At 59.1% G+C, this 25,719-nt stretch carries 25 protein-coding genes and 1 pseudogene; 8 read left to right on the forward strand and 18 right to left on the reverse strand.

Annotated features, from left to right (window positions below; genetic code table 11):
* Window positions 1-45: 45 nt before the first annotated feature.
* Window positions 46-1,257 (reverse strand): RsmB/NOP family class I SAM-dependent RNA methyltransferase, encoded by a 1,212-nt coding sequence (locus G5221_RS05885; RefSeq protein ID WP_368195224.1) that lies wholly within the window; start codon window positions 1,255-1,257, stop codon window positions 46-48.
* A gap of 222 nt (window positions 1,258-1,479) precedes the next feature.
* On the opposite strand from G5221_RS05885, the gene G5221_RS05890 reads away from it, so the two are divergent.
* The 8 genes from G5221_RS05890 to G5221_RS05925 all read left to right on the forward strand — a co-directional run bounded on the left by G5221_RS05890 (window position 1,480) and on the right by G5221_RS05925 (window position 9,959).
* Complete coding sequence (locus G5221_RS05890) at window positions 1,480-3,486, forward strand: reprolysin-like metallopeptidase (protein WP_421206228.1); 2,007 nt, start codon at window positions 1,480-1,482, stop codon at window positions 3,484-3,486.
* Window positions 3,483-3,812 (forward strand): hypothetical protein, encoded by a 330-nt coding sequence (locus tag G5221_RS05895; RefSeq protein ID WP_227341068.1) that lies wholly within the window; start codon window positions 3,483-3,485, stop codon window positions 3,810-3,812. Before G5221_RS05890 ends, G5221_RS05895 begins: the two co-directional genes overlap by 4 nt.
* Before the next feature lie 252 nt (window positions 3,813-4,064).
* A complete protein-coding gene (locus tag G5221_RS05900) occupies window positions 4,065-6,029 on the forward strand; it encodes a reprolysin-like metallopeptidase (protein WP_421262958.1) in 1,965 nt (654 codons plus the stop codon).
* Complete coding sequence (locus G5221_RS05905; protein WP_421262959.1) at window positions 6,008-6,343, forward strand: hypothetical protein; 336 nt, start codon at window positions 6,008-6,010, stop codon at window positions 6,341-6,343. Before G5221_RS05900 ends, G5221_RS05905 begins: the two co-directional genes overlap by 22 nt.
* A 140-nt stretch (window positions 6,344-6,483) precedes the next feature.
* Window positions 6,484-7,122, forward strand: coding sequence for a pyridoxamine 5'-phosphate oxidase (gene pdxH / locus G5221_RS05910; RefSeq protein WP_005353629.1), 639 nt, complete (start codon window positions 6,484-6,486; stop codon window positions 7,120-7,122).
* Between the two features lie 36 nt (window positions 7,123-7,158).
* Window positions 7,159-7,773 carry a glutathione S-transferase family protein gene (locus G5221_RS05915; protein WP_227341065.1) on the forward strand — a complete coding sequence of 205 codons (615 nt, stop codon included), beginning with the start codon at window positions 7,159-7,161 and terminating at the stop codon, window positions 7,771-7,773.
* Window positions 7,773-9,413, forward strand: a complete 1,641-nt coding sequence (locus tag G5221_RS05920; protein WP_421262960.1) for a GNAT family N-acetyltransferase — start codon at window positions 7,773-7,775, stop codon at window positions 9,411-9,413. Before G5221_RS05915 ends, G5221_RS05920 begins: the two co-directional genes overlap by 1 nt.
* Window positions 9,414-9,419: 6 nt before the next feature.
* Window positions 9,420-9,959: a GNAT family N-acetyltransferase gene (locus G5221_RS05925; protein ID WP_194496021.1), complete on the forward strand. Its 540-nt coding sequence runs from the start codon at window positions 9,420-9,422 to the stop codon at window positions 9,957-9,959.
* A 96-nt stretch (window positions 9,960-10,055) separates the two neighbouring features.
* Here G5221_RS05925 and G5221_RS05930 read toward each other — a convergent pair whose 3' ends face one another.
* From G5221_RS05930 to G5221_RS06010, 17 genes and pseudogenes are all read right to left on the reverse strand, one after another.
* Window positions 10,056-10,469 carry a hypothetical protein gene (locus G5221_RS05930; RefSeq protein ID WP_227341063.1) on the reverse strand — a complete coding sequence of 138 codons (414 nt, stop codon included), beginning with the start codon at window positions 10,467-10,469 and terminating at the stop codon, window positions 10,056-10,058.
* A gap of 183 nt (window positions 10,470-10,652) precedes the next feature.
* Window positions 10,653-11,783, reverse strand: a complete 1,131-nt coding sequence (locus tag G5221_RS05935; protein WP_227341062.1) for a cupin domain-containing protein — start codon at window positions 11,781-11,783, stop codon at window positions 10,653-10,655.
* Window positions 11,784-11,922: 139 nt separating this feature from the next.
* Entirely contained in the window at window positions 11,923-13,293 is a 1,371-nt protein-coding gene (gene purB, locus G5221_RS05940; RefSeq protein ID WP_227341061.1) for an adenylosuccinate lyase, read from the reverse strand.
* 122 nt (window positions 13,294-13,415) lie between these two features.
* Entirely contained in the window at window positions 13,416-14,030 is a 615-nt protein-coding gene (gene hflD, locus G5221_RS05945) for a high frequency lysogenization protein HflD (protein ID WP_227341060.1), read from the reverse strand.
* A gap of 23 nt (window positions 14,031-14,053) precedes the next feature.
* Window positions 14,054-15,160 (reverse strand): tRNA 2-thiouridine(34) synthase MnmA, encoded by a 1,107-nt coding sequence (gene mnmA / locus G5221_RS05950; protein ID WP_005353619.1) that lies wholly within the window; start codon window positions 15,158-15,160, stop codon window positions 14,054-14,056.
* A gap of 150 nt (window positions 15,161-15,310) precedes the next feature.
* Entirely contained in the window at window positions 15,311-15,808 is a 498-nt protein-coding gene (locus tag G5221_RS05955; protein ID WP_227343090.1) for an NUDIX hydrolase, read from the reverse strand.
* A complete protein-coding gene (locus G5221_RS05960) occupies window positions 15,808-16,716 on the reverse strand; it encodes a pseudouridine synthase (protein ID WP_421262961.1) in 909 nt (302 codons plus the stop codon). Before G5221_RS05960 ends, G5221_RS05955 begins: the two co-directional genes overlap by 1 nt.
* Window positions 16,717-16,820: 104 nt before the next feature.
* On the reverse strand, window positions 16,821-17,588 hold the full coding sequence (locus tag G5221_RS05965) for a PTS sugar transporter subunit IIA (RefSeq protein WP_227341057.1): 768 nt from the start codon (window positions 17,586-17,588) through the stop codon (window positions 16,821-16,823).
* Window positions 17,588-17,893 carry a PTS fructose transporter subunit IIB gene (locus G5221_RS05970; RefSeq protein ID WP_005334611.1) on the reverse strand — a complete coding sequence of 102 codons (306 nt, stop codon included), beginning with the start codon at window positions 17,891-17,893 and terminating at the stop codon, window positions 17,588-17,590. Before G5221_RS05970 ends, G5221_RS05965 begins: the two co-directional genes overlap by 1 nt.
* Window positions 17,894-18,112: 219 nt before the next feature.
* Entirely contained in the window at window positions 18,113-19,519 is a 1,407-nt protein-coding gene (uhpT, locus tag G5221_RS05975) for a hexose-6-phosphate:phosphate antiporter (protein WP_005353611.1), read from the reverse strand.
* Between the two features lie 587 nt (window positions 19,520-20,106).
* Complete coding sequence (locus tag G5221_RS05980; RefSeq protein ID WP_227341056.1) at window positions 20,107-22,014, reverse strand: PTS fructose transporter subunit IIABC; 1,908 nt, start codon at window positions 22,012-22,014, stop codon at window positions 20,107-20,109.
* 535 nt (window positions 22,015-22,549) lie between these two features.
* On the reverse strand, window positions 22,550-23,326 hold the full coding sequence (locus tag G5221_RS05985; RefSeq protein WP_234922378.1) for a phosphotransferase family protein: 777 nt from the start codon (window positions 23,324-23,326) through the stop codon (window positions 22,550-22,552).
* 11 nt (window positions 23,327-23,337) lie between these two features.
* Window positions 23,338-23,853: an AAA family ATPase gene (locus G5221_RS05990; protein WP_319919186.1), complete on the reverse strand. Its 516-nt coding sequence runs from the start codon at window positions 23,851-23,853 to the stop codon at window positions 23,338-23,340.
* A 31-nt stretch (window positions 23,854-23,884) separates the two neighbouring features.
* Window positions 23,885-23,983, reverse strand: a pseudogene (locus tag G5221_RS05995) (GNAT family N-acetyltransferase); the annotation flags it as partial.
* A gap of 65 nt (window positions 23,984-24,048) precedes the next feature.
* The gene (locus G5221_RS06000) at window positions 24,049-24,312 is read right to left on the reverse strand and encodes a hypothetical protein (protein ID WP_216951772.1); all 264 of its coding nucleotides are present in this window, start codon (window positions 24,310-24,312) and stop codon (window positions 24,049-24,051) included.
* A 124-nt stretch (window positions 24,313-24,436) separates the two neighbouring features.
* Window positions 24,437-24,916 carry a hypothetical protein gene (locus G5221_RS06005; RefSeq protein WP_076491456.1) on the reverse strand — a complete coding sequence of 160 codons (480 nt, stop codon included), beginning with the start codon at window positions 24,914-24,916 and terminating at the stop codon, window positions 24,437-24,439.
* Window positions 24,913-25,626, reverse strand: a complete 714-nt coding sequence (locus G5221_RS06010; RefSeq protein ID WP_337072591.1) for a winged helix-turn-helix domain-containing protein — start codon at window positions 25,624-25,626, stop codon at window positions 24,913-24,915. The genes G5221_RS06005 and G5221_RS06010 overlap by 4 nt, the downstream gene beginning before the upstream one ends.
* Window positions 25,627-25,719: the final 93 nt, after the last annotated feature.

Raw genomic sequence — 25,719 nt, forward strand, 5'->3', positions numbered from 1 at the left:
AACCCGCCGTGCGCGATAAGGGCGCAAGGAGCAGGTCATTCTGGATCAGGCGATCCGTTCGATACGAGCCATGTAGAAGCCGTCGAAGCCGGTCTCGGACGGGCTCACGGTGTGATCGTCACGCAGACGGAAGTTTTCGTTGGCGGCGAGGAACTTGTCCACCTGCTGGCGGTTCTCCTCGGGCAGGATGGAGCAGGTTGCATAGACCAGCAGGCCGCCGACTTTCACCATCTGGCTGTAACGCTGCAGGATCTCTTCTTGCAGCGCGACCAGCACCGGCAGACGCTCGGCGGTATCACGCCACTTGGCATCCGGATTGCGCTTGAGTACGCCAAGACCGGAACAGGGCACGTCAAGCAGCAGGCGATCGGCGCTCTCTTTGAGGCGCTTGACGGTCTTGCTGCTGGTGATGACCCGGGTCTCCACGTTGTGGGCACCGGCGCGACGGGCGCGCTGCTTGAGGTTCTCCAGCTTCCACTCTTCCACATCCATTGCCAGCAGACGGCCTTTACCCTGCATCATGGCGGCGATATGCAGGGTCTTGCCACCGGCACCGGCGCAGGCGTCGATCACCCGCATGCCTGGGGCAACTTCCAAAGCGGCAGCAACCAGCTGGGAGCCAGCGTCCTGCTGTTCGAAGCAACCATCGGCAAAGGCCTTGGTACGGAACAGGGCGGCGTCAGAGGTGACCTGCAGGGCAGTCTCCACACCTTCAACCGGAATGGTGGTGACCTGCTCTTTGGCCAGCATGGCTTGCAGTTCATCACGGGTGCACTTGAGGGTGTTGACCCGCAGGTAGCGCTTGGGCATCCAGGCCAGGGCGGCACGCTCGGCAGGCCAGGCTTCACCCAGCTGCTCGCTACCCAGTTTCTCCAGCCAGCTCGGGCAACCATCCATCAATACCGGGTTCTTCTTCGCCTCGGTCAGACGGCGGCGGAATGCTTCTTCATTGAAGCGATCCAGGGTCGGGTGATTGGGCTGGGCAATTTTGTGGAAGGCGTGCCAGCTGTGCAGCAGTGGCCAGACATTCTTTTCGGCCTGACGCACCTGAATACCGGTGAGGAAACAATAGAGGCTGAGACGGCGCAGCAGGTCGCCGGTGACCAGGGCAATCCTTGCCTGTTCTTGCGGTTTGAGTTCGATGCCGGAGAAGTGACGGGCATAGGCGCGGTCGAGGGTAAGACCCTGACCGAGCACATCGTCAACAATGGCAACGACCAGATCCCCGAAACGGGGCAACAGTGGGGATTTGAGCATGAGATTAACCTTGGCCAGATAAAGATGAACCGCACCTTTGTGAAGAGGAGCAGTTCTAAAATTGACAAATCCGCGCAATGATAGGGGTTAGACGGGGTTGGCGCAACACTCCCACTCGGGAATGGTGGAAAGGGTTGCTTCAGCTTTGTATTGATGTGGCCGAATAAAAATAAAGTACAGGCCGCAATTCAGGCGATTGCATTAATACAAGGACTAAAAACAATGCATGTGACGAAATACTCTAGGGTGGCCTTGCTGGTTGCCAGCATGCTGGGCTCAACCAGCCTGATGGCCAGCGAGTGGAGCACGGTAGCCGCCAGAGCGACTGCGGAGCAAGGTTATGAGGTGCGGGCCAATCAGTTTCGAGTGGCCAAGGTGCCGCTCGACTATTTTGCCGGACTGCAAGCCGGGGTGAGTGAGCTGACCCTGCCGCTGCCCGATGGGGGGGAGGTCACCTTTGCTCTGGAAGCCTACGACTTGCTGCCTGCAGATCTTGCCGCCAAGTATCCGCAGATCCGCACCTTCAAGGGGTACAACCCGGCGCATCCGATAGAGACGGGGCGCTTCGATCTGGGGCCACAGGGTTTCCATGCCATGTTCAGCCATCAGGGCAAGATTGTGTTTGTCGATCCGCTGCGCAATGCCGAAGGGTATGCCGTCTATTACCAGCAGGATGCCCATAGTCGCCTGGAGGATGAGGCGGACAAGGTGCTTGGCCATGATGCCGACAGGGCGTTGCAGCAAAGGGTGCAGGTGGATGGTAATGTGCGTAAGCGCTACACCATCGCCATTTCGGCGACGGGGGAATATACCCGATACCACGGAGGCTCCAGGGTACTGACCATGGCGGCCATCACAACCCTGCTCAACCGGGTGAATCAGGTCTATCAACAGGATGTGGGGGCAGAGTTTGTATTGGCCAGTGGCAATGACAACCTGGTCTTTACCGATCCGGCCGGTGATCCCTTTGATAACACCAATGCGGATGCTGATCTGAACGTAGATGTGCAGGCTCAGGCGTTTGCTGCCGGGGATGTGGGGGCATTTGATATCGGCCATGTCCTCAATACTGGAGGCGGTGGTTTGGCGAGTTTGGGGGTGTTATGTGTTGATACCCTGCCACCCTATTACGCCTATGGCGCCAAGTCATCTGGCATGACGGGTTCAAAAGAACCAGTCGGCGATGCTTTCTTTATAGACTATGTGGCCCATGAAATTGGCCACCAGTTTGGTGCCGAGCATACCTTCAACGGCACGACCGGCAATTGTGGTGCGGGTAACCGTGCTGAGGAGCAAGCTTGGGAGCCGGGCAGTGGCAGCTCCATCATGGCCTATGCCGGCATCTGCGGTGAGGAGAATATCCAGCCACACAGCGATCCCTATTTCCATAGCAAGTCCATCGAGCAGATGCGAGCTCATATGGCGAGCGTATCGACCTGCGGAACCACGCTCGAGTTGAGCAATAATGCTCCGCAGGTTGCGGCCGGCAACGATTATGTGATCCCGGCCAATACGCCCTTTGCCCTGAAGGGGGCGGGGGCGGATCTGGATGGTAACCCTCTGCTCTTCAACTGGGAGCAGATCGACAAAGGCACCGAATCGAGCAGCGTCGCTACCATGGTTGACGATGGCTCCCGGCCGCTGTTTCGTTTTGTCTCTCCCACGGCATCGCCGGAGCGGATCCTGCCGAGTTTGCCATCCCTGCTCTCCGGCACGCTTGCCAAAGGAGAGGCCTGGCCGACCACCAACCGGGATCTCAATTTCAGACTGACGGTGCGAGATGGTCAGGGTGGCGTTGCCAGCGATGACATGAAGGTGCAGGTGGTCAATACCGGCACAGCATTTCGCATCACCAGCCCAATTTCCGGGGTCACCCTCACGCCCGGGGGGAGTCAGTCACTGACATGGGACGTGGCTGGCACCACGTTGCCACCCATCAGTTGCAGCAAGGTGGATATATCTGTAACCCAGGACGAGGGTGCTAGCTGGGCACTCCTCGTCTCCAGCCAGCCCAACAGCGGCTCTGCCACAGTGACCCTGCCGGGCAACCTCACCAGCAGTGTCAGGCTGAAAGTGGCTTGCAGCGACAACATCTTCTTTGCCATCAGTCCCCTCAAATTGCCTCTGGTGCAAGGTGGCTCTAATTCAGGTGGCGGTGGTGGTGGCGGGGTGCTCGGATTGTGGACGCTAGCACTGGCGCTGCTTGGCTGGCAACGGAGGCGCACATGAGGGGAATCCCCCTGTTGCTGCTTGCCATGCTCGGCGGTTGTCGGGTCGATGCCAGCACCCTGGAGCAGGAGCTGAGTGCAAACCTTGCCAGGCAGGATTACCGCCTCATCGTGATCGCGGGGCGGGGAGAGTTCGCCCCTGGTATTGCAGCCGAGCAGCAGGCAGAGGCCAAGGCGCGCTGTGGCAAGCGTTATCTGGATGGATTGGGCGATGTGATAAGGCCCGGCCAGCACGAAACGCATGCCAAACTGAGTGCCTACGCCAGCGAGTTTAACCGGCGCATGGTGATTCATTGCCCGATAGCATCGGGCGCGGATAAGCAGTAATACGCCAACGAACCAATCCAAATGGGGGGATATTCAGCCTCCTATCTATCCGTGAAGGCGCCAATGGCGCCTTCACTTTTTTCCGTTGTTGAATGGGGTCAGTCTGTATCGCCTGAGATGGGGAGCGTGGGTGTAGCACGATGTCTCAGCGTGACAGAAGTTTTGTGCGAATTTTCTTTTCTGTCTGTCACGCAGATCGTCAATTGACGCTGCACCATACTTGTTGTCACCAAGGTAGGGCAAGGAGGCTCTATGAAGCATGGCATTGCGGTGATTATCACCAGTTTGTCTGTTCAGGTTGCAGCAGAACCACAGTGGACCTTCATGGATGAAAACTTGGAAAGGGGAGGGATCTATGATGTGCGAGCTGACAAGGTCAGAGTGGTGGTTCCTGACAAGCCTTTTGAACCCGGGCATCTCGCCAGTGTGTTGACTTTGCCACTGCCGGATGGCACTACGGTGCAGTTTGATGTTCATCCCAATGCCTTGCTCCCGGAGCCTTTGGCCCAGCGTTATCCATCTATCAATACTTACAGTGGGAAGGCTATCGAGCGGGCGGCGGATACAGGCCGATTTGATGTCACCACACATGGTTTTCACGGTATGTTTACCCATCAGGGGCGTACCTTTTATGTCGATCCGCTTCAGGACGGTTTCTCTTATGCCGTTTATGAACAGCAAGATGCCTGGCGGCGACAGGATGTGGATCAGGTGATTGATCCTCATGGTATCGAGCGTGAGCGAGCTGTGCTGGTCGATGGCAATTTGCGCAAGCGCTACACCATCGCCATCTCGGCAACCGGGGAATATACCCAGTATCACGGTGGTACCAAGGTTGCAGCACTCTCGGCCATTGCAACACTGCTTAATCGGGTCAATGAAGTCTATCGCCGTGATGTGGGGGCCGAGTTTCAGCTTGCAGCCGATACAGACAAGGTGATTTTCACTGATCCGGCGACGGATCCTTTCACCAACTCGACCCAGGATATTGCCATCAATCAGGTCCAACAGGATTTGCTGTTGAATCCATCCTTTGATTTGGGCCATCTGCTGGCGACATCAGGCGGCGGAGTGGTGACCATGAGATCCATATGTAACCCATTTGGCCGTTCACGGGGCATGACCGGAGGCTCACAGCCTATCGGTGATGCATTTTTTATTGATTATGTGGCTCACGAATTGGGGCACCAGCTGGGGGCCGAGCACTCCTTCAATGGCATGGCCGACAGTTGTGCAACAGGTCGCAAGGCTAGCTCAGCCTGGGAACCGGGCAGTGGCTCGACCATCATGGCCTATGCCGGGATCTGTGGTGAGGAGAATCTGCAAGTTAACAGCACACCTTTTTTTCACAGCAAGTCGATCGAGCAGATGCGGGCTCTGATGGCCTCTCTGCCCTCCTGCGGCACCGACCTGGCGCTTGCCAATAACGCGCCAGTTGTGGATGCGGGGGGCGATAGGGTGATCCCCGCCAATACGCCTTTCACTCTTGTCGGTAGTGCGCTGGATCTGGATGGTCATCCCCTCAGTTACACCTGGGAGCAGGTTGATCTTGGCAATGCATCCTACAGCGTGGCAACCATGGTGGATGATGGAACCCGCCCGCTGTTTCGCTTTGTTTCACCGACATCGGATCCCCGCAGAACATTGCCCGCCATGAGCTCTCTGATATCGGGTGTTTTGGCCAAAGGAGAGGCGTGGCCTGCGACCAATCGCAATCTCCAGTTCCGCCTTACCGTACGTGATGGTCAGGGGGCGGTGAGCAGTGATGAAATGGTGGTTCAGGTGATCAATACCGGCGCGGCATTTGCCATCACAGCTCCGCAGATCGGCGCCATGGTGGCGGGTAGCACTCAGCTAGTGACATGGAATGTTGCCGGGACCGATCAGCCTCCTATCAATTGTCCCAGAGTGGATTTGGCACTGACACAGAATGGTGGTTCTACTTGGACTACGCTGGCAAGCGGGCTTGCCAATAACGGGTCGGCCAGTGTGGTGTTGCCTGCACCGTTGACCAGCACGGCCAGGCTGAAGCTGGCATGCAGCAATAATATTTTTTTCTCTATCAATGGGATAAGAGGTAATGCGTCTGCCACTACGGAAAGTGCAACTGTCATTACCGACAACAATGCGGGTGGCGGCGGTGGTGGTGGTGCAGTGAATCTTATCGTGATCCTCCTGATGGGAGGGGCAGCCGGATGGCGCAGGTATTACGGTTAGCCGTCAGTTTGCTGTTTCTATATATCTGCGCAGCGCCTGTTGTGGCCGCATCACTGACCGAGGCAATAGATGAAAGTCTTGCTACTCAGGATTATCGGCTCATCGTGCGTGGCGGGCGCGGTGGTATGGCCCCGGGGGTTGTGGAGTCATTGCAAGCAGAAGCGAGAACTCGGTGCGGAGTCCGTTATCTGAAAGGGTTCGGTGATGTGATTGAGATGGGCAAGGAGGCGGAGTTTGAGCAGCGGATTGACTATGCCACCCGATATAACCGACAGATGCTGGAAAGGTGCATGCCGGAGGCGATTCAGAGGTAATAGTTTGCAGGTAAACACAGCGGGGAGGCAGTTGCCTCCCCGCTGTGTTATGGCTTGTCACTGACAGATGAGCGGAGCACAATGCCTGCGTCACTCTCTTGATGGTCGTGGAACCATTATTTATTTGAAGGAAAATCAAGATGATGGATGTTGCTGATCTGCGCCGTGAATACTCCCGTGGCGGGCTGCACCGGGCCGATCTGCCGGCCGAGCCGCTGGCGCTGTTCGAGAAGTGGTTGGCGCAGGCCTGTGAGGCCAAACTGACCGATCCCACCGCCATGGTGGTAGCGACGGTGGATGCCGATGGTCAGCCCTGGCAGCGTACCGTGCTGCTCAAGCACTACGACGCCCAGGGGATGGTCTTTTACACCAACATGGGTAGCCGTAAGGCGCAGCAGCTGGAAGGCAATCCTCGAATCAGCCTGCTCTTCCCCTGGCACACGCTGGACAGACAGGTTCATGTGACCGGTCGGGTGGAGAAGATGAGCACCTTCGAGGTGATGAAGTATTTCCACAGCCGTCCCAAGGATAGCCAGATCGCTGCCTGGGTCTCCAAGCAGTCGACCCGCATATCGGCCCGCGGCGTGCTGGAGGCCAAGTTCCTTGAGCTCAAGCAGAAGTTTGCCAATGGCGAAGTGCCGCTGCCGAGCTTCTGGGGCGGATTCCGGGTGGTGATCGAGACGGTGGAGTTCTGGCAGGGGGGCGAGCACCGGCTGCACGACCGCTTCTACTACACCCGCGACGGGGATGGCTGGCATATCGAGCGTCTGGCACCCTGAGCGCGCTGTTCAATTCTGTTTTCACAAGGAGTGTGTATGCGTCTGTATGGTGATCTGCGTTCCGGCAACTGTTACAAGGTGTGGCTGCTGGCCCGCTGGCTGAAGCTGCCCCTTGAGTGGGTTGAGGTGGATATTCAGACGGGGGATACCCGTACCCCCGCATTTCTGGCCAAGAACCCCAACGGCAAGATCCCGGTGCTGGAGATTGGCCAGGGCGATACGCTGGCGGAATCCAATGCCATCCTCTTCTATCTGGCGCAGGGCTCGTCTTTGTGGCCAACCGATCCGCGCCAGCAGGCCGAGGTGCTCAAATGGATGTTCTTTGAGCAGTACAGCCATGAGCCCTACATCGCGGTGGCCCGCTTTATCGTTCACTATCTCGGCCGACCCGAGTCGCAGGAGGCGAGGCTCGACGGTCTGAAAGCCGGTGGCGAGAAGGCGCTGGCGGTAATGGAGCAGCAGCTGAAACAGAGCCCCTACCTGTGCTGTGATGCGCCGACCATCGCCGATATCGCCCTTTATGCCTACACCCATGTGGCAGAGGAGGGGATCTTCTCCCTGCAGGGGTGGCCCGCTATCCGTAGCTGGATCGCCCGTATCCAAGCCCATCCCCGCCATCTGACGCTGCCAGCGGCCTGTCAGGCCAGCTGATGGAATTGCTGATCGAGGCCAGTCTGTGGCAACCGCAGTGGACTGCGCTGTTGCAGTACTGGCAGCAGCAGGGTCATCGCTGGCAGCTGCTGCTGGGCAAAGAGGCGGCGGCCGCCCTCGATCAAACCGATGCACCCTGGGCGAGCAGCCCTCCAGACGGGGTGTTCTGCCCGGGAGCCCTGCTGGCTGCCTGGCTCGATGGGGATCTGCTGGTGGATTTTCATGTTGATCCCAGCCGCCAGATCCTGATCAGCGCCTCTACTTCCCTATTGACCCTCGCCAGGGAGCAGGGACTGCTCACCCTTGGCCCTGTGGGGGCCGATCTGCCGCTCACCCCCGAGGCCGATTTGGGCGCCGTGCTCAATCGCCTGCTGGTGCGCCGCGTGACGGTGCCGACCCTGGCTGAGGGGCATTCGCTATCAGGCGTCGCGCTGCGACCGCTGCAGGCCGCCGATGATCGCGAGATAGTACGCTACTGCAACGACGAGGCGCTGGCCCGCTACACCCTTAATATTCCTCATCCCTATCCGCCGGAGGGGGCCCGCGACTGGCTGGCGCTCAGCTGGCGCAAGGCGGCGCTTGGTCTTGGCTGGAGCTGGGCCATCACCTTGCCAGAGGAGCAAGGTGCGGCGTTGCTTGGGGTGATCTCCCTGCACTGGAATGGCGAGCTGGCCTGGTGGGTGGGCGTGCCCTGGCAAAATCGCGGTCTGGCGACTCGGGCCGCAGGCTTGGTCAAGGGGTTCGCCTTTGCCCAACTGCAACTGCCTGCGCTGACGGCTCGCCATATGCCAGACAATTTAGCCTCCGGCCGGGTGATGGCTAAAGTGGGCATGCACTATCGCGGGCGGCGCCATATCAGTGGTCGCCAGCCGTGCGAGGTGAGCTACTGGCGACTGGATCGCGCACCCTCCTTGCCCAGCCCCTTGCCCGAGGAAATTGCCCGCTGGCTGGCAGATGAGCGGATCGCCGTGGTGATCCTGTGGGATCCTGCCACGACCAATCGGCAGAGTGCCAACGGCAAGCTGGCCATCTCGCTCTTTGTGGATGAGAGGGGCGAGGGGGAGAAGCCCTATTTTCTGCGTTGCCCGCCGCATCTTGAGAGGTTGCTGGCGCTGCACTGTTACCCCGTCGATCTGCTGGAGCAGGCCGAACCGGAGCAGTTGTCCCATCTTGGCGGCGTCTTGCTGAAAGACAGGGATGAACGGGGGCTGGCGTGGCTGCTGCAACTGGTCGCGCTGCAGCGTCAGGGGCCCGAGCTGCTTAGCCGCGAGGAGCGCGTATCACGGCTCCACTGGTTCAACCAATTGATGGCGCAGGCGCTGGGCGGCAACGGTGACTCTTCGCAGATACGCTATCAGCAGTTACGGCTGCTGGTGGAGCTGCCGGAGCTGGTCGACGAGCTGGATGGCTGTTGGCATCAAACGCCCGAACTGACCTTTGAGCGGTTGGCGCGGGAGGCTCCCGCCCTCTGGCTGGCCTACCGCGAGGCGATGAACAGGGCCACCCCGGCTACGCTAACAGCCTTGCAGCAGCAGTTTGCCGCTCGTTTTCCTGAGTGCACCCTCCCATTTTTGGACAAAGGTACTCAGAATGACCAGCCGTTGTGTGGAATAATGCCCGCTCTGCTGTACGAGGAGTAATACCTGATGTTGAGAACCGAGCGCCCCGGTGACATGCTGCCGGTTTATGAGCTGCTGAGTGCTGCCTTCGGTCGTGCCGATGAGGCCGAACTGGTCAACCGCCTGCGCGAATGTGGTGCTGCCGTAGTGACCATGGTCGAAGAGGAAGAGTACGAGTTCATGGGGCACCTGATGCTAAGCCCGATCACCATTAACGGCATGGAAGGGCCCTGGCTCGGTCTGGCGCCGGTCGCGGTTCATCCCGACTGGCAAGGTCAGGGGATTGGCTCTGATCTCATCCGTGAAGGGCTTGATACGGCGCTTGAGATGGACTGGAAAGGGGTGGTGGTACTCGGGGATCCGGCCTATTACAGCCGTTTCGGTTTCCGCCCGGCTAGCGAGTTTGGCCTGCACTGCATCTATGAGGTGCCTGCCGACTGCTTTATGGCGATGGAGCTGCAGGAGCGCGGTTTTGCGGGTGTGCAGGGTGAGGTGCTCTATCACCCCCTGTTTGATGAACTCCCCGACGAGCTGCCGGACGCGCAGGCAGAAGTGTCCCATTTATAGCGAGACGTCGCAGCGACAAGCCATAGCGAAAAAGCCCTCATCGAGGGCTTTTTCATCTTGTATTGGTCCCTGCCGGGCTTATTCGAGCAAATTGGCTCAGGCAATAATATCGAGCTGGGTACCCTTGCGATTATCTTCACCCACCATGTCACCCATCTGCTGGGCGAGCGGGCTCTGCTGGAATTGCATGTAGTCGCTGAGATTCTGCTGGCGCTGGTAGCGATTCGCTGCCTGATACATATCAGCCGTGTTCGGGCCCGATTTGCTGTCGCTCTCCTGACCGCTGGCCTCCAGGTAGCGCTCCACCACGGCTTTATCTTGCTGGTTAGCCGTATAAGAGACCGCCAGGGTTCTGCGAGCCGTTGCTTTCTCTTCGCTCTGTGCCTGCAATTCATCCTTCTTGGTCAGTGCTTCGTTACGGGCCTGACTGACCTGCTCGGGTGTGACAGCGGGAGAGGAGGGGTATTTGCCGTAATCGGGCAGCGGCATGGGCCGGGAGGTGATTTGCATGGTGGCGCTTCTCTTGTGAACAGGGATGGACGCATGATACCCATCTATGTTAGCTCAATAAATCACCACTTGTCGGTTCATCAAGAGTGGGTTCAGCTTCGCGCATCGATGGTTAATTGAACCGCCTCTGAGTGACAAAAAAGGCGCCATAAGGCGCCTTTTTATCCTTCGCTAACTGCTGGATCAGTTGAAGAACCAGTAACCACGGTTGACCAGACGGGTCAGCAGTTGCAGGAAACCGGCCTGATCGGCCAGCTCCACCATGTCGGCTTGAGTGATGATGTCTTTGTCACACAAGAGCGAAATGGCTGCCGCGTCTTCGCTCTGCAGCGTCCAGGCTTCGCCGTCGATGAAGCATTGCTGGCTCTCGCCGCTAAACCAGACGGTGCGCAGGCCTGGTACCTTGATGGCTGGCTCGCCCTGGGTCAGCAGGTCGGCAACCTCCTCGGCGCTATAGTCCGGCTCGACCGGATTGACGTCCAGATCGTGCTTGGCCTCGGAGATCATGGTGCCGAACCACTCCTTGAACAGGGTCTCGTCATCGAGGGCCTGTTGCATCAGCTCGCGCAGACGGTGCAGCTCGTGGGGCTGGATCTCGCCGTGACGGGCGCGGGGCTTGAGGTCGGCATCGCCGTAACGCTCGGTACGCACCTCGTTGTCGATCAGGTGATCGGCAAAGGAGGAGATAAGCGCCTTGGCATCCGGCGCGCGGAAACCCACCGAGAAGTTCATGGAGGGCTCGATGGCGTAGCCTTCGTGGGGGAATCCGGGCGGAATGTAGAGGATGTCGCCCGGCTCCATGATGACGTCGATGATCGCCTCGAACGGCTCGCAGTGCAGCAGGGCGGCGTGGGCTGCAAACTCGTTGAGCGGCTTGGCATCGCCAACCCGCCAGTGGCGTTTGCCCAGACCCTGGGTGATGAACACGTCGTAGTTGTCGATGTGGGGGCCGACACCCGCATGGGGGGTGGAGAAGCTCACCATCACATCGTCAAAGCGCCAGCCCGGAATGAACTGGAACGGCACGGCCAGCTCGTTCACCTCGGGAGCCCAGTGGTTGCAAGCCTGTACCAGAATGGTCCAGTTCTCTTCGCCCAGATGGTCATAGGATTCGAAGGGACCGTGGGCCGCATCCCACTTGCCGTCGAAACGGGTGACGAGGCGGGACTCTACCACATCTTCCATGGCCAGACCCGCCAGCTCGTCCGGGCTGATGGGATCCTGAAAGTCCTTGAAGCCCCCCTTGATAAGGAGCGGGCGCTTCTGCCAGTAGTGCTCAAGGAAGTGAGCGATATCCAGATTGAGTTCGTACATGCTGTTTCTCGTGTCTCGCAAAGAGGTTTTGCCCAAGGCGGGCTTGGGAAAAGCCACTCGGGATCCTGCCGTGGCAGGGAAAATAACAGGGGCCCTGTGGCATATCGTGCACAGGGCCCCTTCGTCACAACCGGTTGGCTTACTTCAGCAGATCAACCAGACGCTGGGCGTCACCGATATAGTTGGCCGGGGTCAGCTTCTTCAGCTCGACCTTGACCGCTTCCGGCAACTCAAGGGTGTCGATAAAAGTACGCATCCCTTCGGCATCGACGCGGCGACCACGGGTCAGCTCCTTGAGCTTCTCGTAGGGCTTCTCGATACCGTAGCGGCGCATCACGGTCTGGATCGGCTCGGCCAGCACTTCCCAGTTGGCATCCAGATCGGCGGCCATGGCGGCGTCGTTGGCTTCCAGCTTGGAGATACCCTTCAGGGTCGCCTGATAGGCAATCAGGGAGTAACCCACTGCCACACCCAGGTTGCGCAGCACGGTAGAGTCGGTCAGATCACGCTGCCAGCGGGAGATAGGCAGCTTGCTCGCCAGATGCTGGAACACGGCGTTGGCCAGACCCAGATTGCCTTCGGAGTTCTCGAAGTCGATGGGGTTGACCTTGTGCGGCATGGTGGAGGAGCCGATTTCCCCCGCGATGGTGCGCTGCTTGAAGTGACCCAGGGAGATGTAACCCCACACATCGCGGTCGAAGTCGATCAGGATGGTGTTGAAGCGGGCCATGGCGTCGAACAGCTCGGCGATATAGTCGTGTGGCTCGATCTGGGTGGTGTAGGGGTTCCAGGTCAGGCCCAAGGAGGTAACAAACTCCTCGGAGAACTGGTGCCAGTCCACATCCGGGTAGGCGCTGAGGTGGGCGTTGTAGTTACCGACTGCGCCGTTGATCTTGCCGAGGATCTCCACCGCCATGATCTGCTTGAACTGACGCTCCAGACGGTAGGCGACGTTGGCCATCTCCTTGCCCATGGTGCTCGGGGTGGCCGGCTGACCGTGGGTACGGGAGAGCAGCGGCATGTCACGGTACTCGTGGGCCAGACGCTTGAGCTCGTTGATCAGCTTTTCGCAATAAGGCTTGATGACCTCTTCGCGGGCAGTTTTCAGCATCAGACCGTGGGAGTTGTTGTTGATGTCTTCCGAGGTACAGGCGAAGTGGATGAACTCGCTGACAGCCGCCAGCTCCGGGTTCACTTCGACTTTCTCTTTGAGGAAGTACTCCACCGCTTTCACATCATGGTTGGTGGTGCGCTCGATCTGTTTGATACGGGCGGCGTCACTCTCGTTGAAGTTGCTGACGATGCCGTCGAGCAGGGCGTTGGCGGCCGCACTCAGGGCTGGGACTTCCGGGATCCCGGCGTGGCTGGCCAGTTTCTGCAACCAGCGAACCTCGACTTCAACGCGAAAACGCAGCAGGCCGAATTCGGAGAAGATAGGGCGCAGGGCATCGGCCTTGTCGCCATAACGACCGTCAATCGGGGAAACAGCAGTCAGCGCGGACAGCTCCATGGGGTGAACTCCTGATGATTGGTGTGGGGGATCCGTATTCACTTGCGCGCCGGTCGGGGTGTATCAAGGCTGATGTGCGGCTGTTCACCTTGTCCTCCCTCTGCCTGCGCGCAAGCCAATGATTAGTAACGCTTGGCCAGTTCCACCATCTTCTTGCGAGTGAAGATGATCTGGGTGCGGCTGCCACCGAGCTGGCGCCACAGCACCACGGCGCGGATGCCTGCCAGCAGCAGGGCGCGCACCTTGTGCTGCACCAGCGGCTGCTGCAGGAACAGCGGGGTGCCTGCCACCTGAATGCGCGGCCCGATGGGGCTGATAAGGTCGCTGTAGATGCTCGCCATGTTGGCCAGGATCTGCTCGTCGAGCAGATCGAAGTGCTGTTGCTGGCGACCGATCTGGCTGATCCGCTCACCCAGCATGTTGAGAATGTCCTTGCGCTTGGCCAGCTTGCGCTCCAGCGCAATCAGGCTCACCACATAGCGGGTCAGCTCGGCATTCTTCTGGCTGCCGTCGGCACCCAGCTGCTCGACCAGCGCACGGTAGCCGTCGCGAATGGCCAGATGGGTGTTGTTGAACACCTCGAGCGGGTGGCTCGGATTGGTCACCAGAATGCTGGAGAGGCTCTCGCGCAGGGCGGCCTCGTCACAGCTGCCGTCGCGGGCCACCTTCTGGACCAGCGCGGCCGCCTGGCAGATGCCGGCAAAGGCCATGGTTCTGTCTTGGAATTTATCGCTCACGTATGCTGCCTTTTGCTATTGGCTCAAACCGGATGGCTGAAACGCTGTTCGATGATGCCGCCGCCCAGACACACTTCCCCGTCGTAGAAGACGGCGGATTGGCCCGGGGTGACCGCAGCCTGTTTCTCGTCGAAGATGACCCGGATGGTCTCGTCGTCGATGGGCTGGATCAGGCAGGGAATATCCTGCTGGCGGTAGCGGGTCTTGACGGTGCAGCGACGCGGCTCGCGAATGGGGGTGCGATCCACCCAGTGCAATTGGCTGGCAATCAAACCATCGGAGTAGAGGCGGGGATGTTCGCCCTGCGCCACCACCAGCACGTTGCGTTCGACCTCTTTGTCGACCACATACCAGGCCTCTTCGGTGGCATCTTTGCGACCACCGATGCCGAGCCCCTTGCGCTGGCCCAGGGTGTGATACATCAGACCCTGATGCTCGCCGATCACCTTGCCATCCACGGTCTCGATTTTACCGGGCTGGGCGGGCAGGAACTTGGCCAGGAAGTCCTTGAACTTGCGCTCACCGATAAAGCAGATGCCGGTGGAGTCTTTCTTCTTGGCGGTGATGAGATCGAGCTGCTCGGCGATGCGGCGCACCTCGGGCTTCTCCAGATCGCCAACCGGGAACAGGCTCTGACCCACTTGCTTCTCGCTCAGGGTATAGAGGAAGTAGCTCTGATCCTTGTTGGTATCGAGCCCGCGCAGCAGGCGCGGGCGGCCGGTGCTGTCGTCACGGCGCACATAGTGGCCGGTGGCGATATAAGTGGCACCCAGCTCTTCGGCGGCAAATTCGAGGAACGCCTTGAACTTGATCTCCTTGTTGCACAGGATATCGGGGTTCGGCGTGCGGCCCGCCTTGTACTCTTCGAGGAAATGCTCGAACACATTGTCCCAGTACTCGGCCGCGAAGTTGATGGTATGGAGTTTCATCCCCAGCTTGTCGCAGACGGCCTTGGCATCAGCCAAATCCTGGGCGGCAGAGCAGTACTCGTCCGTGTCGTCTTCTTCCCAGTTCTTCATGAACAAGCCTTCGACCTGATAGCCCTGCTGCTGGAGCAGGTAGGCCGAGACGGAAGAATCCACGCCGCCGGACATGCCGACGATCACCTTGATTTGGCTGTTGTCTGTCATTAGTCGAAGTTACCAGTTCGTTTAAACGGGGCGTATTCTACCAGAGTTTTGCGCCCCCGGTCACATATCCATGCCGCAGTTCCCATCAGGAACCTTGCGGCAGGAAATCGTTTTTCTTGTGGCGATTGCCAGCGGATGCCTGCTCTGTCCCTAGCTCTGGATAAAGGCCTTGAGCGCCGAGAGCGGCAGGCGTGTTCCCGCCAGATAATCCTCGATGCACTGCCACACCAGCGGGCTTCTCAGGGCCGGTTTGCACTCGGCGATCTCCTCCAGGGTGAGCCAGTGGCAGGCGAGGATATCGCCGTCAGGATCCTCTGGATGGTGCTGACCCGGCGCTTTTTCAAGGTCGAAGATGATGGCGGTGCGCACATAGGTGGCCTCGCTGTCGGCCGGTTTGAACAGATAGGTACCAAGCCAGGCGGTCGGCGTGGCGGTCAGACCCGTCTCTTCTTTCAGCTCACGACAGGCCGCTTCAAGCAGGTTTTCCCCCGGCTCCACATGGCCGGCAGGTTGGTTGAAACGGCGCTGGCCTTTTATCTCCTCTTCCACCACCAGAAAGCGCCCCTGCCACTGCACCAGGGCGGCGACCGTCAGGCGCGCCTCCATGCGGGCGTGGCTGGTGGCCGATTGCTCTGCCTGATTGCTCATCATGACTCCTTGTCGCTGCTATTGGGATTGCCCGCTCGGGCGGGTCTGCGTGCCGTTCCTCGCCCGCTGCTGCGGGGTTTGCCGCTGGTCGAGTTTGAAGTTGAACGCTCGGTTGGGTGAGTGCTGCGGGGGCGCTCGTCCCGTCTCGGCTGGCTGGCCCGCCGTGGCGCATCCCCTGCCGGTTTGGCCGGTTTGGCGGTATGAGCGCCTGAACGGGATGAGGAGGGACGCGGGCTGCGGCTGGAGCTCGGCGCCAGCTCGGGGGCGGGCAGGGCTCGGCTCTCGCCGGGGGCCAATCCATCTAACGTCCAGTCACCGATGGCATAGCGAATAAGGCGCAGGGTGGGGTGGCCGATATGGGCGGTCATCCGCCGCACCTGCCGGTTACGCCCCTCCACTATCTTGATCTCCAGCCAGCAGGTGGGGATCTCCTTGCGCTTGCGAATGGGGGGATTGCGCGGCCACACCGCAGGTTCATCCATAATGCGCGCACCGGCGGGCAGGGTCATGCCGTCGTTGAGCTCCACGCCGGCGCGCAGGGCGGCCAGTTTCTCCTCGCTCGGGATCCCTTCCACCTGCACCCAATAGGTCTTGGGGGTCTTTTCCCCCGGCTGGGTGAGGCGCGCCTGCAGCTTGCCATCGTTGGTGAGCAGCAACAGCCCCTCGCTGTCGCGATCGAGCCGCCCTGCGGCGTAGATGCCGGGCTCTTTGATGTAATCCTTGAGGGTCTCGCGGCCCGCCTCGTCGGTGAACTGGCAGAGCACCATATAGGGCTTGTTCAGCAGTAGCAGCTTGCGATCCTCGGGTGCCAGCTCCGGTTTGCGAGGGGCTGCTGGTTTGGCCGCCGTGCGCGGGGCGTTATCACGCGGCGTACGGTTGACAGAGAGACGGGAGCGGGGAGATTTCATCGGATACACACTTCAGACAGACGATGGCAGCGAGTGTACCACAGGGTGCTGAGGGCAGGATGAATGGCTGGCGTTACAGCAAGCAGCGCCCAGAGCCAATTCGCCTAGCTCAGCAGGCTCTCGATGACGATAGCCTGACGGGCGGGGGCAGAGCCTGCCTGCAACAGAGCGTGGTTGACCACATCGTCGATCATCGCCTGCGCCAGTCGGGTGAGGGGGCGCAGGGTCTCCCGTCCGCTACCGACCGGCACCGCCAGCAGAATAATGGTCTGCACCTGCCCGATTTGAGAGCCCCACTCGATGGGCTCCTTGCAATTGAGCAGGGTCAGCGCTGGCTGGCTGATCCCTTCGCTCAATACATGAGGCATGGCAAGGCCGGGGCGGATGATGGTGGCCGAGACCTGCTCGCGCCGCTCTACCGCAGCGGTCAGTGTGGCGCGGTCGGTGATCAGCTCGGCGGGCAGCAGATCGATCAGATGCTCGAGGGCCTCGGCTTTGGTCAGCGGTTCGGGGCTGTGGGCCAGCTGGCGCAGGGCAAACTGGTAGCCGGGCAGGGCGTTGGCCAGTCGCAACTCCGCCAGTGCGGCGGTGTGCGGGCGCACCAGTGGTTGACCCAGCTCCCCGCACCAGCAGGTAAAGGCCATGTGGGCCAGCTCGGCATCGCACCCTTCAATCTGCAACTGGCAGAGATCGCCGGGCTGGGTGGCGAGGGTCAACAGGGAGAGCTGGTTGCTGGCGGCAACGGTCTGGCGCCGGGTGAGGTTGGCACAGCGGATGGTGGATTTGAACATCCCCGCCAGCCGGTTTAACTGCTTGGCCTGGGTGATGCTCAACCCCTGCTGGCAGTAGAAGGTGATTTCGCGGGTCAGCATCAGGCCGGGATCGGCAGGGCCTTGAGTACGGCGTTGGCATCCAGCAGCACGGTTTCCAGTCTCACTTGATGGATGGTGCAGCCGAGGAAGCGCTCTTTCTGCTCAATCTCGATATCGGAGGCAATCAGCACCAGGTCGGCGCTGGCAATATCGCGGGCGGTCAGCATGTTCTCCATGCCCATGGCGCCCTGAGTTTCGACCTTGATCTTGAGTCCCAGCCCAGTGGCGGCTTTTTGCAGGGCATCGGCAGCCATATAGGTATGGGCAATACCGGTCGGGCAAGCGGTGACGGCGACGATCTTCATCTGCTCTCTGTGATGCTGACAAGGGGGAGCAACAAGATAGCGCCAGCGGGGGGCTTTTACCAAAAGTCCATATGAAAAGTGGGATCTTGATGGGGATATGCCCGTCCCTTGAACGGTAGTGCAGGCTCATGCCGGGCCAGTCGGGTGTCTGATTGCTCCAAACAACAAGGGCCACCCCTGTGGGTGGCCCTGAACAATCTGCGTCTGTTGTTATGGCTATCAGGCGGTCTGGGCAGCCAGCTCGGCGGCTTTCAGTTCGCGCTTGATGCGGCGGATCTTGCGCTCTTCGGCGACCGCGACACAACCCATCAGCACCAGACAGGCGGCGGCTGCGATATCCAGCGCCGCGAAGGTGCCGGTCCAGCCGGTCAGACCGAAGATGGGGGTGCCATCGGCGATCATGCCCAGACCCAGCTTGGCGAAGCTGTCACCAATCAGGTAAGCGAAGGTGCCCTTGACGCCATCGGCTACGCTGATGCCCTGCTTGGGGACGAAGCCCACGGCGGCGACGCCGATCAGCAACTGCGGACCAAACACCAGGAAGCCCAGGGTGAACAGGGAGCCCAGGAACATGAACTGGGTAGTCGCATGCTGGTAGAGACCCAGAGTCGCGATGATCAGCGCCAGTGCCACACAGGCAACCAGACCACGACGGCCATTGGCCAGATCGGAGAGGTAACCCCACATCAGGGTACCGACCAGTGCGCCCACTTCGAAGAAGGTAAAGCCCTGAATGGCAACGTCTTTGGAGAAGCCCAGCTCCTGGTGGGCATAGACGGTAGACCACTGGTCGATACCGATACGCACTACGTAGAGGAAGATGTTGGCAAAGCAGAGCAGCCAGATCACTTTGTTGAGCAGCACGTACTTCACGAAGATCTGCCACTTGGTCAGCTGCTGCTCCTCGGTAGCGATATCCTCTTCGCTCGCCACTTCGTCAAACAGCTCTTCCACCTTGCCCAGGCCATAGGCTTCCGGCGAATCGCTACCAAAGCGCAGGCCGATAAAACCGACGATCAGCGCGATGATGGAGGGGAAGATAAACATGCCGAGCACGTTGCCATCGAACAGGTAGTTGGCACCGAACAGCGCCACACCGGCCGCACCGGCACCGCCCACGTTGTGGGAGAGGTTCCACATGCCCAGATAGGTGCCGCGCTTGTTGCGAGGGGTCCACTTGGTGATGGTGGAGTAGCTGCACGAGCCACCACAGCTCTGGAAGAAACCGCTCAGGGCATAGAAGAAGATCATGAAGTAGAGGCTGAAACCGGTGCCGCCCATGCTGGCACTGAAGCCCAGCATGCACAGCGCGGAGAGGATCAGCATCAGCGGCAGGAACTGCTTGGTGTTCTTGCCGTCGGCATAGTAGGAGACGATGGTCTTGCCCACCCCGTAGGTGATGGAGAAGCCAAGGCCGATCATGCCAAGCTCGGTCATGGAGAGACCGTACTCCTGGATCATGTCATTCTGCGCAATGTTGAAGTTCTTGCGGATCAGATACATGGTCAAATAGCCAATAAATACAACCAGATAAGATTGCATAAACGGCTTGAACCAGAGCTTGCGCCGGGCTTCGACCGGCAGGTCCAGGGTGGGGACCCGGACCTGTTGGAGCAATTTCAACATCTTCGTTCATCCTCTGCGAGATAGACGGTATTTCCGCCGCGCCCCTCATTTGTAGATAGGTTGTTCGAGGTCACGCCACGGAAGGGGGAACGGAACGTCGGGGCTGTCAGCCGTTGCTGCGCTCGACGCTCCATCCATATAAACCCGGGCCCGGCACGGGATGACGGGGCACATTGCCCGTCGCGGTGCGGGTCACGACATCAGGTGAGGTGACTCTAATAAGAGGGGCAAAAAATGGCTTGAGAGCCATCCCTAGTGGGGCTAGGAAATTTTCCTAGTTTTTGCGCTTTCGCGGACAAAGCGTGAGAAACATCACACCGCTGATGCCGGATTGCTGCCATTTCAGCCAGTTTGGCGCTCTGTGCGAGTGCTGGTCTGGGCTGGGGAGGTGGGATGGATTGGCCAGAAGGGAGCCAGGGAAAGGTAAGGGGAGAAGTTAAGGGAAAAGTGAAGGGAGAGGGCTGATTGACCACCAATTCTCAGGTGGCGATATTGGGGAAAGGCCCGCCAGCCATCCCAAAAACAAGAGGCCACCCCGTGGGGTGGCCTCTTGTCACGTTTTACGAGCCGCGATGGCGAGGGGGCACTCAGGCCGCCTTGGCCAGAGTTACCTCATCACTCTTTTTGACCCGCAGTTTTTTCAGGGCAACCGCCACCACGCCGGTGACGATGGCACCGCAGATCATGCAGAGCAGGGCCAGCAGCGGCTTGTTGACCGCACCCAGCAGGGCCACGATGGGGCCACCGTGGGCAACGCTGTTGGTGATGCCGAACAGGAAGGCCATCACGGCGGCGGTCATGCTGCCCAGAATGTTGGCCGGGATAACGGCCAGCGGGTCACGGGCGGCGAACGGAATCGCCCCTTCGGAGATTCCCACCAGACCCATGGCACCGGCGGCTTTGCCCGCTTCGATTTCAGAGGCATCGAAGATACCGAGCTTGCGACCGAGCACGGTCGCCAGCGACATGCCAAGAGGGGCAGCCGGGATGGCGCAGGCCATGGCACCCATAAACTGGGTCTGACCGGAGGCAATCATGCCCACCGAGAACAGGAATGCCACCTTGTTGACCGGGCCACCCATATCAAAGCCGGCCATACCACCCAGCACGATACCCAGCAGCACCAGACTGCCACCGCTCATGGAGAGCAGCATGGCGTTCAGGCCAGTCATCATGTCGGCAATCGGGGCGCCGATGATGAAGATGAAGACCGCAGCGATAAAGAGCGACCCGACGATGGGGGCGATCAGGATCGGCACCAGCGGTTGCACCATCTTGTGGTACTGACGGGTGGCAATCCAGTGCACCAGATAACCGACCAACAGGCCTGCAATGATGGCACCGATAAAGCCGGTACCGGCGTCAGCGCCGTAGAAGCTGCCGTTGTTGGCGATCCAGCCGCCGATAAAGCCCGGTGCCAGTGCCGGACGATCACCGATGGCGTAGGCGATATAGCCCGCCAGAATGGGGATCATCAGGGTGAAGGCGGCCACGCCCACGTTGAGGATCTGGTTCCACATGCTCCCTTCCGGGATCTGCATGCCGCTCGGGGTCGGGTTGCCGCCGATGGCCAGTGCCAGCGCAATCAACAGACCGCCGGTCACCACGAACGGGATCATGTGCGATACGCCGTTCATCAGGTAGCGATAGAGATCGGAACTGCCACCCGCGCTCTTCTCTTCACCTTTTTTATCTTCTTTGCCAGCCACATAGGCGGGGGCTTTCAGGGCTTGCTCGATCAGACCCTTGCCATCCTTGATGGGGGCTTTCACGCCGGTCTTGATGAGCGGCTTGCCAGCGAAGCGGGCCATGTCCACCTGCTTGTCACAGGCCACCACGATGGCGGTGGCGCGGGCAATCTCGTCTGCGGTCGGGCTGTTCTTGACGCCGATGGAGCCGTTGGTCTCCACCTTCACCTCATAACCCAGCTCCTTGGCGGCGCGCTCCAGCGACTCGGCCGCCAGATAGGTGTGGGCGATACCAGCCGGGCAGCCTGTGACACCGATGATAAAGCCCTTGCTGGTGGTCGGGGCCGCGCTCTGCTCCTCTTTCTTGGTCAGCAGCAGCGCCAGCGCATCGGCCGGGGTGTTGGCCGCTAGCAGTTTGGCGATAAAGCCCTCTTCGATCAGCTTGCCGGAGAGCTCGGCCAGCACTTCGATATGGTGGTTGGCGCCGCCATCGGGGGAGGCGATCATAAAGAAAATGTGGGACGGCTTGCCATCTTCGGCGCCGTACTCGATGCCGTTGCGGCTGATGCCGATGGCGACCGCCGGATTGCACACCGCCGCACTCTTGGCGTGGGGCAGGGCCACGCCCTCTTCAAAGCCGGTATTACCCAGCTCTTCGCGGGCCCACAGATCCTTGATAAAGGCCAGCTCGTTGCTGACCTTGCCTTGCGACGCCAGCAGGCGGGCCATCTCGGTGAAGACCTCTTCCTTACGCGTCGCTTTCAAATCGAGGTTGATCAGATGTTCATTGATCAAGGTGGTGATCATGGCGCTCTCCCCGCTTCCGGTGACGGAAGCTATGCGTGAGTACGTATCGACGTACTGGATAAAAATGACCTGTTCATTATCGTGGCTCGCTCGTCCCCTCCCTATCGGACAAATGTGCTAATCACTGGATTTTTGTGCGCAGTAAAACGCGATGTGATGAAGATCCCGTTTTCAGGCGGGACTCGCCATTTTCAGGTCATTGCTGATTTTTTCTTTAAAAACAGATAAATGGATTATGGTTGGCCTCGAAATCAGGTTTGTAATGCGTCATGTCAATAAATTAATCACCAGCAGGGTCTGGATTTATATGTGGTTTTAAGGCGTTATCAGATGTGACCCTTCTCACAAAAAGTCGCCATTTCGTCGGGCGGATTAGGATTTTTATGCGCCTGATGGCGGAGGCCAATTGGATTGGCTGGGCGAGCGCAGAGGGGCGTTGTTTGGGAAGAAAGTGTGGTGGCAAGAGAGGGATGGCCGAAAAGAGAGAGGTGATAACACGAACGTTCGAATACGCTGCGCTATTCGAACCTGCGGATTACACCATATGCGCCACCGACCCCAGCCAGTTGGGAACTTGTTGCCGATACCACTCCAGATATTGCTGTGCCTGCGGCTTCTCTCTTCTGGTCAGCAGATTGGTGACCTCAATAATCAGCCAGCACTTGGCCATGACGAGATGGCGGAGCAACCGGTCGCCAGAGAGCAGCGAACTGTGGCGCAGATAGCGTTCAATGATGGTTTCATATTCAGCCAGCGAACCCATCCGCGGCACCAGCGGGGCCAGATCGATGGCCGGACTACCATAACCAAATCGCTCCCAGTCAAACAACACCAGCTCACCATTGTCGCGGGTGCCCCAGTTTCCCTCGTTGCTATCTCCCGAAATCAGGTATGACTCCTCGAATAGTTCGTGGCCGACTTGCTGGATATGGCGGATCTTCTCGTTTACCGCTTCCGGCAGGCAGAGTACAGAGAGCGCCTCGTTGGTGTCGGCGAGCGACCAGCCGTGAGTTTTCACCGCAAAGTCGGGCTGATAGTTGGCGTTATGCAGGCAGGCCAGCTGAGCAAAGGTCTGTTCGTTGTGGTGCAGCTGCGTGAGCGTGACCGGATGAGGGATCTGCTCAAGGAACAGGGTCTCCCCTTCGACCTTGAGCAGGGAAGGAGTGTTGAGCCCGCTCAAATGCAGTGCGGCGCGTTGGTAGAAATGGCGCTCGACAGGCGATGCGCAGCTTTTTCTGATACAGGGCTTGCCATCCAGCAGCTGGATATTGACCGAAGCGCCCCCCATTTTCGCCAACTCCTGTTGCGTCATCCTCTACCCCGTTAGCTATGAGTTGTCAGGTGCGTGAGATAGCTATTTACTTCTGCCCGAGTCGTGAAACGGTGCTTGTCGTTTGGGAATCGATCAAACAGCTCGCGATGGAATTGGCGGGAGCTTTTACCGGCTCGCTGCCCATATTCCGATGCCCACACCAGCAGTTGTTGAAAGCTCTTTTCGGCTGCCACTGCATCCCGTTGCCTGGCACTTTGTGATCCACGCGATAGCAGTGAATCACGGCATACTGACCAGTCGAGATCCAGAAAGAGAAGGGTATCAGCGGCATCAAGCAGTTGCTCGGCCAGGGCACCAAATACCCCTTCGACCACCCATGATGGCTCTTGAGCAAGTGTTTGAATGGCATGATCAATCTCATGCTGGGGCCGTTTTTGGTTAAAGCCGCCCGGCTGCCAGACAATGGTGTCCAGATTGACCTCGCGGATAGTTAACCCCTCAGCCAATCGAGCTGCCAACCAGCTCTTGCCCGATCCCGAGTTGCCAATAATCAGAATACGTTTCATCTATGAGTGCTCTTTTCTGGAACAGATATCTGGAGGCTGGAAAGTAGGGGGCAATGCGCAGCTCTGCGGGATCGGCCTCCAGCAGCAGCGCTAGCGGCAGTTGGTCGGGGTTCGTCTCGACAAACGTCATCTTTATTTCTCTTTTATCCCGCTCTGACGGTCCGTGGTGCGCCGTCCTCTGGGCCTGATGGTCACTCAATATTCCAGAAACTTCTCGCCGCAGCGCTCGCAGATCAGGTGCTTTACATGGGTGGCCTGGTAAGCCAGCGTTTCGCCAAACGCCCAGTTGGTAATGCTGCTGGAAGTAAAGGCTTGCCAGAAGGCTTTGCGCGGATCCTTGGGCATGATGTCCTGGCTATGATCGCGGGCGACCAGCACCACGATATGGCGGGTACGCTCGCCACATTTGTCACAGCGATGGATTTCACTCGGTGGGTTCTGGTCGTGCGGGTTGCTCATAAAGGGGCTCGTGAAGAGAAGGGGCTCCCATCATATGCCTCTCCACTTGACTCTCAATTCCCTCGCTGCAAAGAGGTGATCAGGCTCACCTTCTATCTTGGGGGGCTGGGTCTGGAGTGGGAATTTACTGTGCTTTCACCGGTACCGAAGGCCAGAACCTGTGGTAGAAATCCAGTGAACCCTCAAAATGGCCCTGCAGTATTTCCGGGTGAGGCGACTGTTGAAAAATGGCGATATGGTCGGGGGTCAGCTTCTTCCAGCCATAGTTAAGGGGCATGGTGAAGCTGCCATGCATCTTGTTAAGGTCACTCAAAGGTGATTTGGTCTGGGGGGCTTCAACCTGAGAACGTTCAGTGACGAAGAAAATGAGCTGGCTACCCAGCACAGCCTGATATGCCGTGACCATCCAGGTCGCTTTGGAGCCGTGTTCACGTTCGATGACGGTAAATTTGCCAGCTCGGCAAACGGCATAATAATCAGCCTCTTTGGATGACAGACGCATTTCATAGTCACAACCCAGACTATTTAGCAGTATCAGCGAGACCAGCAGCATCCCCAGCGAACTCGACACATAGAGCAGCCGAGTCAATAAACTACGTTTCATCGCTGTTTCTCCTGAAATTTTGCCTGCTCGTCACCCACCATCAACCAGATCTCCCCCTGTTTTGGGGTCGGCAGTTGGCTGGCTGGCTTCTGGGTATGGCAAAGGATCCCTTCTCCGGCCGGTTCGCATTTGACGGTGACCCAGGTAGTACTCAAGTAAATGCCTGTCAGCAGTAGCAGGAGCACAAATCCCCCCATCATGATCAGCATCAGATTTTGCTGCCAGCTGGACAGCGGGAGCGGCTTTGGCTCTTTGCTTGTCGTTGCAGATACCGGATGGGTTGGGTCATCCGCGGTTGACATGACAGGCGTGGCAGCAGCCTCTTCTTCACGGGCTGCTTGCGGTTGGGCCAGCTCGGCCTCTTGCATAGCGACAGCGCCGGGGGCAAGCATGAACAGATAGCCTTGCCGCGGCAAGGTTCTGATCACCGCCTCTTGTTCCGGGGTATCGAGATAGCGGCGCAGGTTGGCGATGGCGACTGGCAGTGAACTGGCGCTGACCGGTCGACCCAGCCAGCCGGTTTGCAGCAGCGTTTCTTTGCTGAGCAAGGTGCCAGCATGCGTGAGAAAATAATGCAGGAGACGCGCTTCAGCGGCAGAGACACGCATGACCGATGGCTCGCCATCCTGGCGTCGGGTCAACGTAAGTTGTTTGGTGTCCAGCACGAATCGGCCGAAAGAGTGCAAATGGGAATCCTGATCCGGAAGCATGGCGTGGTGAGCGTCTCGAGAGTCATGATGCTGAAGGTCAACTTGATAGTGAACTCTGACGGGGGAGGCTCTTTTTTGTCAAGGGACATATGT

It is taken from the genome of Aeromonas sp. 602200, from assembly GCF_049173895.1.
Lineage (GTDB): Bacteria > Pseudomonadota > Gammaproteobacteria > Enterobacterales > Aeromonadaceae > Aeromonas > Aeromonas veronii_A.